Consider the following 13,752-nt stretch of genomic DNA (forward strand, 5'->3'; position numbering starts at 1 on the left):
GCGATCTTATCGGCCGGCCGGATCGTATTGAGGGCGGAGGTCCCCGGATGACGACCGATCCCTTTACCCCGCTGCGCACCGCCCTTGCCCTGCTCTCGATCGATCCGGCGGGCCTTGGTGGCTTGTGGCTGCGCGCCCGGCACAGCCCGCTGCGAAGCGCCGTGATCGACGCGCTCGCGCTGCGCCGCATGCCCCCGACCGTCGACGACGAACAGCTCTTCGGCGGTCTCGACGTGGCCGCGACGCTCGCGGGCAGCAAGCCGGTGCGGCGACAGGGGCTGCTCGACGGCACACCGCTGATGCTGACCATGGCGGAGCGGACGCCCCCGGCGCTGGCCGGGCGGCTCGCCGCGGCGATGGATGCGGGCACGCTTCCGACGCTGGTGCTGCTCGATGAGGGGGAGGAGGACGGCGCGCCCGCGGCGCTGACCGATCGCGTCGCGTTCCATCTGAGCCTCGACGGACTGCGGTTGCCGCCGGGCGTGGAGCCGGACTTTTCATCATCCGTTACCCCGGGCGAGGTCGAGACCCCTCCCGCGGCTTTGGAAGCGCTCACCATCACCGCTGCGCGGCTCGGCATCGACAGCCCCCGCGCGGTACTCTTCGCCCTGCGCGCGGCCCGAGCCCACGCGATCCATGCGGGCCGTGCTACGGTGACCGACGACGACATGGCCGCAGCAGCAGCCCTCGTCCTCGCCCCCCGCGCCATGATCGTTCCGGACGAGCAGGTCGACGCGCCGCCGCCGGAGCAGGCGGAGAACCGGCCCGGTGAGGCCACCGCGCCGGAGGAGATGCTGGTCGAGGCCGCCCGCGCCGCCCTGCCCCCGGATCTCGCCGAGCGGATGGCGCTGGCCCGCCGCCGCGCCGCCAAGGGCTCCGGCGCCGGGGCCCGCAGGCACGGCAACCGCCGCGGACGGCCGCTGGCGCCGCGGCCCGGCACGCCACGCAGCGGAGACCGGCTCGACCTGATCGCCACGCTCCGCGCCGCGGCCCCGTGGCAGCGCCTGCGCCGGACTGCGTCGCCCGACGACACCCGCCCCGTGCTGATCGCGCGCGAGGATCTGCGGCTCAAACGGTTCGAGGACCGCTCCGACCGGCTGCTGGTCTTCGCCGTCGATGCCTCCGGCTCCACCGCACTCGCCCGACTGGCGGAAGCGAAGGGCGCCGTGGAGCTGCTGCTCGCCGCCGCTTATGCGAAACGCGACCACGTCGCTCTGATCGCGTTCAGGGGCAAGGAGGCCGAGATGCTGCTGCCCCCGACCCGGGCGCTGGTGCAGGCGAAGCGGCGGCTGGCCGTGTTGCCCGGCGGCGGGGGCACGCCGCTCGCCTCGGCGCTCGCGCTCGCGCACGAGACGCTGGACGCGGCGGAGCGACGGGGGCTCAGCCCCGGCCTCGTGCTGATGACCGACGGCAAGGGCAACGTGGCGCTCGACGGCGGGACGGATCGCGCGGCCGCGACGGCTGAGACGGAGCGGCTCGCCCGCACCGTCGCGGCCACCGGGCATCCGGCGCTTGTGGTCGATACGGCGTCCCGCCCACAGCCCGGCGCACGGCAGCTTGCGCAGCTGCTGGAGGGAGAATACCTGCCCCTGCCGCGGGCGGATGCCACGCGGCTCGCGTCCACGATCACCACGGCGCTCGCCCCATGAGCGTGCCGCCCGACTGGCCGAACCGCGCGGCGAGCCGGACCGTCACCGCCCCGCCCCACCGCTGGCATGTGCAGGACCTCGGCGAGGGGCCGACGGTGCTGCTGATCCACGGGGCGGGTGCCTCGACCCATAGCTGGCGCGGCGTGATGGCGGCGCTCGACGGGACGCGCCGCGTGGCCGTGGACCTGCCGGCGCAGGGCTTCACGCGGGCGGGCGATCGGAACCGGCTGGGCCTCGCCGCGATGACCGCCGATCTGGCTGCAATGCTGGATCAGGAGGGGATCGTGCCCGACCTGATCGTGGGTCATTCCGCCGGGGCCGCGATCGCGATGCGGCTGGCGCTGGATCTGGGGCAGCCCCCGGCGGGCGTCGTCGGCGTGAACGCCGCCCTCGCCCGCTTTCCGGGACCGGCCGCCGTGGTCTTCCCAGCCATGGCGCGGGCGATGGCGTTCAACCCGCTGTCGGGCGCCGTGATCTCCCGCCTCATCGGCAGCCGCACCGGCGTGCGCGGCTTCGTGGAGGGTACGGGCAGCCGGATAGATGCGGAGGGGCTGGAGCTCTACCGTCGCCTCGTCTCCCGCTCGGACCATGTGGACGGGACGCTCGCGATGATGGCGCAGTGGGAGCTGGGCGAGCTCCTGCCCGACCTGCCCCGCGTGCCCGCGCCGGTGCTGTTCCTGACCGGCGCGCGGGATCGCTCCGTGCCCGAGAGCACCTCGATCGACGCCGCGCGACGGATACCGGGCGCGAGGCACGCCTCCCGCCCCGATCTGGGCCACCTGCTGCACGAGGAGGACCCGGTCTGGGCGGCGGAGCGGATCCGGGAGATGTTGCCGAGATAAGCCAGCTCAGGAGCGTTTCCGCCCCGGCCGCTCCGGCGCCTCGGCGAAGGACGGTGGCAGGTCGTCGAACAGCGAGAGCGTGCGGGAATCGCCGTTCGGCCGATCGTAGCCGAACATCCAGGGCAATGGTGCTGCCAGCTCGCCCGACCGCTCCCACGCGAAATAGCCGAGCTCGCCCACCGCGGGAATGGGCTCGACTGGCGCAGGGTTCTCGAGCACCAGGCCCCACGGCCCGCCGAACCACTCGCTGTCGCTTTCGGAGATGATGTCCACCACATCGACGGTCCCGATGATCGCACCCCGCGGAAGATCCTCCGGCCGCGGCGCGGTCACGCCGTGGCGATGCAACCGCCAGAGGCCCCAGTCGTACTCGGATCGCTTGAGGCCGGTGGCGGCGTGGATGCAGATCCGCCGGCAATCCATGTTGCCGGACTTGATCGCTCCCAGCGAGCGGTTCTCGATCACCTTGCCGCCGTGGATGATCGCCCAGGCCCAGGGCTGGCGGACTGAGAGTGCGAGGGGTGGCAGGCCGGACATGCCCGGTATCTAGACCGCCTGCGCCGCAGCGAAAGTCCTGAAGGTCAGGCCGGCACCCGGCTGGTCTGATCGGCGATGCGCACCTTGCCTGCGCCGCGCATCTCGATCACGCCGTGGCGCTTCAGCGTGCCGAAGGAGCGGCTCACCGTCTCGATGGTCAGGCCCAGATGATCCGCGATGTCCTGCCGCGTCATCGGCAGCGCCACGAAACCCGGCGCGCGGCGCTCCGCAACGAACCGGGTGAGGAAGACCCGCAGCCGCTCATGCGCGGGAAGATGCGAGAGGGTCACCAGATGCGCCTCCCTATGCCGCAGCTCGTCGGTCATCAGCGCGAAGAGCGCGCGGCACAGGCGCGGCGAGCGGGCGATGGCCTCGTCGAGGCGGCAGCGCGGCACGGCGCTCAGGATCACGCAATCCGTCGCCTCCACCGTCGCGCGCCAGCGGTCCTGATCGACGGCGCCAAGGAACGAGCCCGGGCCGCAGAAGCGGAAGATCTGGCGTTGGCCGCCGCCGGTATAGCCGCAACAGCGCACGGTGCCGGAGATAACGCGGTAGATCGTCTCGACCTCCTCGCCCTCCGCCGCGATGGTCTCCCCGGGTTCGGCCTTCACGGTGACGGCCCTCAGGTCGAACAGGCCCTCCAGCATGGCGGAGGCCCGTGCGACCGCCTGCTTCGGCTCCTGCCTGGTGACGATCTGAGGATGTGCCATATCCGTCGCTCCGATGCTGTCTCCGCCCCTTCACATGTTGGGAGCCTTCCTGCGTTGGCGAAGTCGGGGGTTTCCCCTATTCGGATTTCGTTTTGAAACGCCTATGGAGCTCCGCCCCCGCTCTGGCAATTTTCGGGCACGCCCTCACATCAGCCGTGATACCGGTAGGACCCCAGCCACGAGAGATGCCCGCATGACCACCCAAGCGCCCGTTCGCTCCTCGACCAGCCGCAGGACGCTGCTCGAACAGGAGGCCTATCCTGAGCTCCGCCCGGAGGTGGTCGAGCAGCTCCGCGAAGCCGGGGAAAGCCGGCGGGTCGCACGCGGTGACGTGCTCTTCGACGTCGGTCAGGACGGTTACGACTTCTTCCACATCCTGTCGGGCGCGGTGGCCATCGTGGACCGCTCGAACGGGCGCGCGGTGGTGCGGATCGAGGCGGGCAACTTCCTCGGCGAGATCGGGATGCTGATGGACCAGCGCACCTTTCTGGCCGGGGTGATGGACGAGGATGGCGAGGTGATCGTCATCCCGCAGGCCCGGATCAAGGAGCTCGTCGCCACCAATCCCGAGATCGGCGAAGTGGTCGTGGGGGCCTACGCGGCGCGGCGGCGGCTGCTCACCGAATGGGGCGAAGGCGGGCTCGTCATCATCGGGGAGGCCGACGATCGCGAGACGCTGCGCCTGCGCGCCTTCGCCAGCCGCAGCCGCATTCCCCACCGCTGGATCGACCGCGCGGATGCGGAGGCAGTGGCCGAGATCGCGCGGAGCTGCGACCTGCCGCCCGAAGGTGCTGCGGTCGTCACCGGCCACGCGCAGGTCCTCGCCCGGCCGACACCGGCGGAGCTTGCGGCGGCGATCGGCCTCGACCTCGTGGCGGCCACGGATCAGGTCTTCGACGTCGCGATCATCGGTGCGGGGCCTGCAGGCCTCGCCGCCGCGGTCTATGCCGCCTCCGAAGGGCTCTGCGTCCTCGTGGTCGAGGACACCGCCATCGGCGGACAGGCCGGGACATCGTCGCGCATCGAGAATTATCTGGGCTTTCCCAAGGGCATATCTGGGGCCGACCTCGCCTATCTGGGCGAAGTGCAGGCGGTGAAGTTCGGCGCCCGCGTCGCCTCGCCCCGGCGCGCGCGGACGCTGACCAAGTGCGACGATGGCTTCGAGATCACGCTCGACGACGACCGCGCGATCCGCTGCCGCAGCGTGATCCTCGCCAACGGGGTCCAGTACCGCAGGCTCCCGCTCGACCGGCTGGAGGAGTTCGAGGGCCGCGGCGTCTACTACGCGGCGACGGAGCTGGAGGCGAAGTTCTGCAAGGGGACCGAGGTCGTCATCATCGGCGGCGGCAACTCGGCGGGCCAGGCCGCCATGTACCTCTCCCGCCATGCGGAGTGCGCCCATGTGGCGGTGCGCGGCACCGGCCTTGCGGCCACGATGTCGTCCTACCTCACCAACCGGGTGCTGAACGATGCGCGCATCAAGCTGTGGACAAGGACCGAAGTGGTGGCCCTGCACGGAACAGACCGGCTGGAGCGGCTGACCCTGCGCAACAAGGACAGCGGCGAGGAGGTGGAGATCCCCTGCCGTGCCCTTTTCATCATGGTCGGCGCGGCTCCGAATACCGGCTGGCTGGACGGCCAGGTGGCGCTGGACGACAAGGGCTTCGTGAAGACCGGCACGACGGCCGGGGTGGAGGCGAGCGACTTCGCCACCTCGCAGCCGGGCATCTTCGCGGTCGGCGACATCCGCTCCGGCTCGGTCAAGCGCGTGGCGTCGGCGGTGGGCGAAGGCTCCGTCGTGGTCTCGGCGTTGCACGCCTATCTGGAGGGTGTGGAGGGCAACTAGAACACCCGCCGCCCCTCGCGCCAGACCGCGGTGACCTGCGGCTGACCCTCGACGCGCCGAACGGCGACAAGATCGGCGCGGGCGCCCTCCTCTATCCGGCCGCGATCGGTGAGACCAGCGAGGCGGGCCGGCGCTTCCGTCACCATGGCCACGGCCGCGGGAAGGTCGTGGGGCAGCGCGGGATCGTCGGCGATGGCGAAGGCCGCGTCGAGCGGGCTGCGCGGCACGTAGTCGGAGGCGAGCGCGTCCACCAGCCCCGCGGCCAAGAGCTCCTTCACCGCAACATTGCCGGACTGCGAGCCGCCGCGCAGGTAGTTCGGCGCCCCGGCGACGACCGCCTGGCCGAGCGCCCGGGCCCGCCGGGCAGCCTCGACCGTCGTCGGGAATTCGGAGATCGTGACGCCTTCGGCCTGCGCCTGCTCCACATGGTCGACCGTGCGATCATCGTGGGTCATCAGCGGCGTGCCGTGCGCCTTCGCTGCCGCCACGACATGCGCCCGGACCTCGGGGCCGACACGCGCCGACCGCTCGAAGAGCTTGGCGAGCTGCCGGCGCCCTTCATCCTCGTCGATCTGCATGTCCTGGATCATGCGGCGCAGCCAGTGCTCCACATCCACGCTCTGCCGGTCGCCGGGCGTGTGGTCCATGACGGAGACGAGCCGTGCGATGTCGCGCCCGATGTTGGCATCCGTCAGCGCAATGGTCTCCGGATCACAGATCTCACAACGCATGTGCAGGAGATGCTCCGCCCGGAACATGCCCTGCGCGCGGCCATGCTCCAGCGCATCCACAAGGGGGCCGAGGATCTCCCGCCGCTCGGGCCGCTTCATCGTCGCCCCGACGGAGAGGCTGTCGAACACCGTCGTCGTCCCGCCGGAGATCACGACCGCATCATGCGCCATCAGCGCAGGCAGATAGGCCCATTGGACCGAGGCGCGCGGGTGGACGTGGGTCTCCACATGATCCGTGTGCAGATCGACGATGCCGGGGATCAGGACCTGTCCGTCGAGGTCGAGGCCGTCCGGGCTGCGCTCCGACACCTCCGCGATCCGGCCCTCCTGCAGGGTGACGCTGCCGTGGAACACCGCTCCGGGCGCCACGATGGTGGCGTTGGTCAGCGTCAGCGGACGATCGGGTTTCAGATCGAACATCTCGGTCTCCCACGGCAGGCGGCTCATTCCGTGAGATCGGCTGAAACCGTATCTGTGCAAGGTCCGGATGACGGATCGGCGACGTTTCGGTGACGTTGCGCCTAGCTTGCGGCGACCTGGCAGCCCATGCCCGCGACCCACGCGCCGTCGGCGTTGTCGACCTCGGCATGGACGCGGAAGGTTCGGCTGCCGAAATCGATCGCGGGATCGACGAAGGTGATGCGGCCGGCCTTCCGGTTGCCGTTCTCCGCCGAGAGCATCAGACGGTCGCCGACGCCGAAGCGGCCATGCTCCGCGGCAGGCACCGACAGCTCGGCGCGCAGGCGGCTGACCTGGATCACGGTCATCACCGGCTCGTCGCCCGCGACTTCACCGACCGAGAGCGGCGCCTCGGTAACGATCCCGTCATGGGGCGCGCTGATCGTGTAACGCGCGATCTCGGCCCGGATCTCGGCGAGATCGGCCTCGGCGCGGCGCACGGCGTTGGTCAGCTCGTCCCGCTCCGCGGCCGGAAGCATGTTGCCGAGCCGCTCGGCGCGGGCGAGCGCACGGGCGGCAAAGGCGCGTTCGCCCTCCAGCCGCGCGGCGCGGGCATCGAGGGCGGCGTGAGAGAACTCCAGCAACACATCGCCCGCCTGCACCGCGTCGCCGAGATCCGCGCGCCGGGCGCTCACGATCTCGCGCAGGGGGCTGGAGAGCTCCGTGCTCTCCGCCGGGCGGATCAGGCAGGAGGCGAACTCGAGGCTGCCCTCTTGCGCCTGCGCGGCACCCACAAACAGGAGAAGGCTAGCGGCGACGCGTGAAACTGAGCATCTCATCCCGTTTCTCCTCGCTTTTCAGGAGCTTGACGCGGCGGCTGCGGCGGATGCCTTCCAGCCGGTTCCGGCGGTAGGCCAGATAGCGGAAGTAAAACGCCGAGGCCGCCGCCGGCGCAAGGGCGCGCAAGCGTCCGAAGGCCGCGATGGCACCGCGCGACAACAACAGCTTCAGCTCCGGCTCGTCGAGCGCGTGGACGATGTCGTAGCTGCCCGGGTCGCCCTGTCGCCCCGCCCGGCCGTAGAGCTGCCGGTCGAGCCGGTCGCTTTCCAGCGCATCGGCGATGACGACGTGGAGGCCGCCTGCATCCTTCACCGCCTTCGAGAGTTTGATGTCGGTCCCGCGCCCGGCCATGTTGGTGACGACCGTGACGCGCCCGCCCTGCCCGGCCTCGGCCACGATCTCCGCCTCCTCCGCCAGCCGCCGCGCGTTGAGCACGTCATGCGGCAGCGCGCGGTCGCGCAGCCGCTCGGCCAGCGCTTCGGAGAGCTGGACCGACGACACACCCAGCAGCACCGGGCGTCCCTGGTCCCGGATCTCCTCGGCCCGCGCCACGGCCCAGTCCAGCTTTTCGTCGGTGGTCGAGAACAGCCGGCGGTGGAGGCGCTGGCGGATCACCGGCTTGTGCGTCGGCACGGCGGCGAGGCCGGTGCGGTAGATGTCGCGCATCTCAGCGCGCACCTCGCGCATCGTGCCGCTCATCCCCGCGATCTTGTGATACTTGCGGAAATAGAGCTGGAAACTGAGCTTCGCCAAGGTCTTGCGCGAAGCCGACGGCTCCAGCCCCTCGCGCACTTCGAGGATCTGCTGGAGGCCGAAGGGCAGCGAGCGGTCGGGCATCGGGCGGCCTGTCTGCTGGTCGACCAGCACGATCTTCTCCTCCTCCACGATGTAATGCGTGTCGCGGCGGAAGCGGTCGCGGGCCGCGCGGGCCTGGGTCAGCACCTCCTCGGCCAGCGCCAGCGCCTGCCATTCTGGATCCGGGTCGTCGAGCGTGGCGACGAGGCGGGCGAGCGCCTCGGTCCGCAGGGCGGAAAAGCCCAGATCGTCCTCGTCCTCCCACGCGCTATCATCGCGCTCGGCCAGCTCCATGGCTTGCTGGAGGAACCGGGGCGAGAGGGTGTTGCGCGTCGGCTCGGTCAGGATCAGCGGGATGTTCGCCTCGTCGATCAGCACGCTGTCGGCTTCGTCCACGATGACATAGTCGAGGCGGGTGACGAGCGGCGGCTCCACCGTCTCCAGCCACATGCGGTAGGCGAGGGGCGAGCGCGCGGCCTCCTTCGCGCGGTCCTTCAAGTAGTCGAAGACCAGCTCCTTGTTGGTGCAGTAGGTGACGTTGGCGGCGTAGGCGGCGCGCTTTTCCGGCAGTTCCATGCCGTGGATGACATGGGCGGAGGTGAGGCCGAGGCGCGCGAGAATCGGCGCGGTCTCGGCTGCGTCACGCTCGGCGAGGTAGTCGTTGACGGTGACGACATGCACGGCGCAGCCCGCGAGGGCGTGGAGGGCCGCAGGCAGGGCGGCGGTGAAGGTCTTGCCCTCCCCCGTCGCCATCTCCACGAACCGCCCGCGGGCAAGATGCAGCCCGGCGAGGAGCTGGGTGTCGTGGAAGCGAAAGCCGGTCTCGCGGCAGAACGCCTCGTCGATCAGGGCGAAGGCGTCGACCAGCAGGCGGCCGGTCAGTTCGCCCTGCCGGAGGGCCGCGCCAACCTCCGCGGCCCGATCGCGCAGGCCCGTGTCATCCAGATCGCTCAGCGAGCCCCGTGCCGCCCGGATCGCCGCCAGCTGACGCCGCCGGGTGAAGCGGTTGTCCCGCGGCAGATCGGCGAGCGCGGTCAGGAACCGCCGCGTCTTCGACGCGGCCTCCGCCCGCTCCGGCGGGGTCAGCGGCAGGGCGCCGCGCGGGGGTGGCAGATGCGCGGTCATCCGGGGCCGAACCTCCGCAAGCCCTCGCGCAGCAGCGGCTGGACGACGCGGGGAAAGAGCGGCTCCCACGGGTGGACGAGCTTCAACTGCACCTGATCGCCGAGCGCGAGGTCGGCGAAATCGCCGTCCGCCTCCAGCCAGAAATGCGGGGCGGTGGCGCGCACGGCGTCCGCGTTGGTCTCGTCCGGTGCCGTCAGGATCGGCCCGCCGGAGCGGTCGGCCAGCCGCGGGTCGATCAGCGCGCGGGAGGCGTTGGGCATGATCTCCACCTCCTCGGCCAGCCGGGGCGCGCCGGGGGCGGCGTCGGTGATGAAGCGCGCCTCGGTGATGCCGCGCTCGATGTTCCGCCCTGCCCCCTCGGGCAGCATGGCGAGCAGGCGGCGGCTCTCCGGCCGGTCCACGAAGGCGACGCGGGAGCCGCGCAGGATAAGCTCGCCCAAGGTCGGCTCCGGCGTGTCCCAGACGAGGATGCCGGCGCGCCCGGCGCGCAGTTCCGCCGCCGCGACCTTGTCCTGGAGGTCGGCACGTGCCGCCTCAAGTGCCGCGATCTCCCGCGAGATGGCCGACGCCAGCGCCCCGTCGCTGCGGCCCTGCGCGATCCGCAGTTCCGCCTCGCGCGCCGCGACCTGCGCGTCGAGGGCCAGCACTTCCGTTTCCAGCCGGTCGGGGGCGAGGCGCAACAACAGGTCGCCGGGGGCCACCCGCGCGCCCTCCTCCGCCACGATTTCCACCAGCCGCCCTTCGGAGCCGGAGAACACCGCCGCCTCCTCCCCGCTTGCGACGACCGCGCGCACGGTGGTGGAGCTCGGCAGCGGAACGAAGAAGATCAGCGCCGCGAGCACGGCGAAGAAGGCGAGAAGGCGGGGCACGATGCTCCTCCGTCTGGTGTTGAAGGCGGGGCTTCTGAGGTTGCGCCACGCCGCTTGCGCATTGGGCCAGACAAGGCCCGCGCCGACGATCCAGATGGCGAGGACCTGGCCCACGTAAGGCACCTTGTCCGTCACGATCAGCGCGATGGAAAAGGTGACGAAGACCCGGTAGCAGAAGGCGGCGGCGGCGTAGCTCGCCATCCAGGCGCGGGAGGATGGCCCGGCGGTTTCAGTCTCCGGCTCCGGCGGGTAGCCGAAGAGCCGCTTGAACCAGCGTCCGATCAGCGCCTGTCCCCGGTTGCCCAGGTTCGGCGTCTGCGTGAGGTCGGCGAGCGCATAATAGCCGTCGAAGCGCAGCAGCGGGTTGCCGTTGAAGAACAGTGTCGAGATCGTGCAGATGACGATGACGTTGAAGAGGATCGCGCGCAGCAGACCCGGATCGGTCTCCGCCCACATCAGGATCGCGAGCGCGCCTATGCCGAGCTCCGCAAGGATCCCCGCGACCGCCACCAGCGCCCGGCTGCCATGGGCGCGAAAGTAGTTGGCGGCGGATGCATCGACATAGGGCATCGGCACGAAGATCAGGAACATGATCCCCGTCTCCGTCACCTGCCCGCCGAAGCGGCGCACGGCGAGCGCGTGGGCGAGCTCATGCAGCAGCTTCACCACCGGGTAAACGCAGACGAGGATCACGAGGTTGTTCGGCGCCAGCGCCCGGTCCGCGAGGTTGCCGGTCAGCGCCTCCCAGTTCCGGATCAGCTCGACGCCTGCCATCCCCATCAAAAGGAGCAGCACCGCAAGCCCCGCCCAGGAGAACACGAAGCGCGCGAACCGACCCGCGGCCTCGCCGTCGAGCCACGGCGCGGGGTTGTAGAGCGGGATCTTCTGGCTGACCGGGGATTTCAGGAGGGCGCGCCACACCGCGCTCTCCTTCTTCGCCTGGGATTTGGCAAGCGCCTCGGCCTTCGGCACGCCCTCCACCGCCACGATGCCGCTGTCGTAGAGGCGGCTCATCAGCTCGATGAATTCGTCCTGCGGCGGCAGGTCGGGATCGTTGGCGCGGGCGAGCCCGGTCCAGATCTCGTCCAGCGTCTCGCGCCCGTTGAAGCGCTGAACGATGGCCCAGCCCGCCTCGGCCAGCCGGTGGGTCTTGCCCGATGCGCGGTCGAGCAGGACGTACCAGCGGGTGCCGAGGTATTCGTGCAGCGCCACCTCGATCTGCGCGCGCAGGCGCGGGCGCAGGTCGGCGACGCGGTACCAGTCCTGGCTCAGAAGCTGCGCGCGGGCCATCGGCTCACGGCCACCAGGACCACAGGAACAGCGTCACCGTCTCCCATGCCGGGAGCAGCCAGATGCGCCAGAGCGGCTCACGGCCGAGGTCGAGCCGGGCAGAGCCGCGCATGCCGTTCTCCAGCCGCAGCTCCGTCTCCCCGATCTCGGCATAGCCCACGAAGCGCAGGTCGCCGTCGATGCTCTCGGCCGCCGGTTTCACGCGGGTGACGGCGATCGGCAGCGGCACCTCGGGTGCTACGTTGAGGCGGAGGGTGCCGGTAAGACCCGCATCGAACACGTCGCCGTCGCGGTTGGCGACATCGACGCGGACCTCGACGTTCTCGCGCGGGGCGATCTCGATCAGGACCTCGCCGCGCTCCACCTGTCCGCCGACGCGCTGGCGCAGGTCACCTTCGAGCACGAGGCCATCGGTGCCCGCGCGGATGATGGTCTGCTCCAGCTCCCGCTCCACGAGCGCGCGCCGCGCCTCGACCTCCGCCGCCTGGGCGCGGGCCACCGCGACGGTGCCGCGGTCGCCCTGCCGCTGGGCGATCGCCTCCTCCGCGCGGTAGCGGGCGAGCTGGGCGTCGAGCTCCAGCGCGCGCAGCCGCAGGTCGGCATCGTCGAGCACCGCAATCACGTCGGCGGCGGCCACCCGGTCACCGGGGATCACGCGGACCTCGGACAGAAAGCCGTCGGCGGGGGCGGAGACGACGCGCAGGCCCGCATCGTCGATCACCGTATCTGCGCGCAGGCGGTGCTGCCCCTCGCCGAAGATCATCAGGGCCGCGAGAGCCACCAGCGCCACCATGATCCCCTTCAGCACCAGATGCCCGCGCCCGAACACGGCGCCGAGCGCGCTGCCGAGGGAGCCGAGCGCCACCTGCAGGATGTTGCGGCTCGCCTTGCGCCGCAGGTCGAGCACCGGGGCGGCGAGGACCCAGAGGCTCGCCCAATCCTCCAGCAAGCCCTCCGGCACCGCCTCCGGCCACTCGATGACCAGCGCGCCGCGGACCCGGCCCTTGCGATTCATCAGCGGGATGGCGGCGGCGGCCTTGTCCTCGTGCAGCCGCGCGAGGGAGCGAAGCGGCCCGCCCGCGTCGCCCTCCCCGTGAAAGATCGCCTCGCGCCGCGCCATCGCCTCCGCCGCCGCCTGTTCGGTCAGGTCGTTGAGCGTCGTGCGCCGGTCGAAGGTCGTGGTGCCGGACACGGCGCGCAGCCGCACCCGTCCGAAGCGGCGCGTGACATAGGCGCAGCGGGACGCACCCGTCCGGTCCGCGACGATGGAACAGAGAAGCTGCTGCATCTCCAGCACCTTGTCCGCATCCAGCAGCTCGGCGAAGAGCTCGAAGCTCGCATCCAGCCGGGCGCTGCGCGCCGTCGCCCGCTCCGCCCCCGCCTTCGCCGCTTCCCAGAACAGCCACCCGGCGGAGAGCTGGACCTGCTGGAGCACCAGCGCCGTCTGCCGCGCGGGCAGCTCACCAAGACCCACCAGCGCGGTCTGCCCGGCACCCACCGGATAGGCGATGACCTCGGCCACGCCGTCGATCTCCGCCGCCAGCGGCTGCAACAGGCCCTCGCCCCGCTGAGCCGCGGCGGCGAGCGCCTGCGCGTATTTCGTGAGATCCATATTGGTGGGGCTGGCGGCGAGCGGTTCGATGCGCTCGCCCGCAATCTCCACCACCGCGACTTCGACCACGCCCTTCAGGCGCGAGCGGACGAGATCGCACCAGCCCAACAGGCCGGGCGCGGTCAGCGGCGTTGCCTGCGCCGCACGACCGGGATCAGGTTGTTCCCCCTGGATCATGCCCCCAACGGCGGGCCTTAGCCCTCGCCGCCCTCCTGCGATCCGGCGTCGATCTTGCCGTGGCGCGCCTCGTACTGCGCGACCGCGTTGACCAGCATCGCGGCGAGGCGCTTGGCGGTGAAGGGCGACAGCATCACGCGGTCGTTCAGGTCGACCTCGTATTCCTCGCCCTTGCCGTGCCAGCTTCGCCCGATGCCGAAGAGGACCGAGATCTCCTCCCGCGTGCTCGCCACATTCGCGACATTGGCGTAGCTGGTGCGCATCTTCTCGTCGCGGAAGATCACGCTCTTGCCCTGCCCTGCCTGCTGCTCTGCCATGGTTGCCTGTCCT

At 71.1% G+C, this 13,752-nt stretch carries 11 protein-coding genes; 3 read left to right on the forward strand and 8 right to left on the reverse strand.

Annotation, left to right across the window (positions count from 1 at the left end; all coding sequences use genetic code 11):
- Positions 1-47 precede the first annotated feature (47 nt).
- Together I0K15_RS00065 and bchO are read left to right on the forward strand one after the other, a co-directional pair.
- Entirely contained in the window at positions 48-1,649 is a 1,602-nt protein-coding gene (locus tag I0K15_RS00065) for a magnesium chelatase subunit D (RefSeq protein ID WP_196103417.1), read from the forward strand.
- Entirely contained in the window at positions 1,646-2,491 is an 846-nt protein-coding gene (bchO, locus tag I0K15_RS00070; RefSeq protein WP_196103418.1) for an alpha/beta fold hydrolase BchO, read from the forward strand. Before I0K15_RS00065 ends, bchO begins: the two co-directional genes overlap by 4 nt.
- A 6-nt stretch (positions 2,492-2,497) precedes the next feature.
- Here the strand turns inward: bchO and I0K15_RS00075 are convergent, their stop codons facing one another.
- Entirely contained in the window at positions 2,498-3,028 is a 531-nt protein-coding gene (locus tag I0K15_RS00075; protein WP_196103419.1) for an ASCH domain-containing protein, read from the reverse strand.
- Positions 3,029-3,072: 44 nt separating this feature from the next.
- Positions 3,073-3,738 carry a Crp/Fnr family transcriptional regulator gene (locus I0K15_RS00080; protein ID WP_196103420.1) on the reverse strand — a complete coding sequence of 222 codons (666 nt, stop codon included), beginning with the start codon at positions 3,736-3,738 and terminating at the stop codon, positions 3,073-3,075.
- A 193-nt stretch (positions 3,739-3,931) separates the two neighbouring features.
- Between I0K15_RS00080 and I0K15_RS00085 the strand changes: the two genes are divergently transcribed.
- The gene (locus I0K15_RS00085) at positions 3,932-5,584 is read left to right on the forward strand and encodes an FAD-dependent oxidoreductase (RefSeq protein ID WP_196103421.1); all 1,653 of its coding nucleotides are present in this window, start codon (positions 3,932-3,934) and stop codon (positions 5,582-5,584) included.
- Here I0K15_RS00085 and I0K15_RS00090 read toward each other — a convergent pair.
- From I0K15_RS00090 to I0K15_RS00115, 6 genes are all read right to left on the reverse strand, one after another.
- Positions 5,581-6,762 (reverse strand): alpha-D-ribose 1-methylphosphonate 5-triphosphate diphosphatase, encoded by a 1,182-nt coding sequence (locus tag I0K15_RS00090; protein ID WP_196103422.1) that lies wholly within the window; start codon positions 6,760-6,762, stop codon positions 5,581-5,583. The two genes, I0K15_RS00085 and I0K15_RS00090, sit on opposite strands and share 4 nt — an antisense overlap.
- A 74-nt stretch (positions 6,763-6,836) precedes the next feature.
- On the reverse strand, positions 6,837-7,553 hold the full coding sequence (locus I0K15_RS00095) for an efflux RND transporter periplasmic adaptor subunit (protein ID WP_196103423.1): 717 nt from the start codon (positions 7,551-7,553) through the stop codon (positions 6,837-6,839).
- A complete protein-coding gene (locus I0K15_RS00100; RefSeq protein WP_196103424.1) occupies positions 7,522-9,474 on the reverse strand; it encodes a preprotein translocase subunit SecA in 1,953 nt (650 codons plus the stop codon). The genes I0K15_RS00095 and I0K15_RS00100 overlap by 32 nt, the downstream gene beginning before the upstream one ends.
- On the reverse strand, positions 9,471-11,633 hold the full coding sequence (locus I0K15_RS00105) for a hypothetical protein (RefSeq protein ID WP_196103425.1): 2,163 nt from the start codon (positions 11,631-11,633) through the stop codon (positions 9,471-9,473). Before I0K15_RS00105 ends, I0K15_RS00100 begins: the two co-directional genes overlap by 4 nt.
- A 4-nt stretch (positions 11,634-11,637) precedes the next feature.
- Complete coding sequence (locus I0K15_RS00110; RefSeq protein ID WP_196103426.1) at positions 11,638-13,422, reverse strand: efflux RND transporter periplasmic adaptor subunit; 1,785 nt, start codon at positions 13,420-13,422, stop codon at positions 11,638-11,640.
- Positions 13,423-13,439: 17 nt separating this feature from the next.
- Positions 13,440-13,739 carry a DUF3467 domain-containing protein gene (locus I0K15_RS00115; RefSeq protein ID WP_196103427.1) on the reverse strand — a complete coding sequence of 100 codons (300 nt, stop codon included), beginning with the start codon at positions 13,737-13,739 and terminating at the stop codon, positions 13,440-13,442.
- Positions 13,740-13,752: the final 13 nt, after the last annotated feature.

This window comes from Pontivivens ytuae, from assembly GCF_015679265.1.
GTDB lineage: Bacteria > Pseudomonadota > Alphaproteobacteria > Rhodobacterales > Rhodobacteraceae > Pontivivens > Pontivivens ytuae.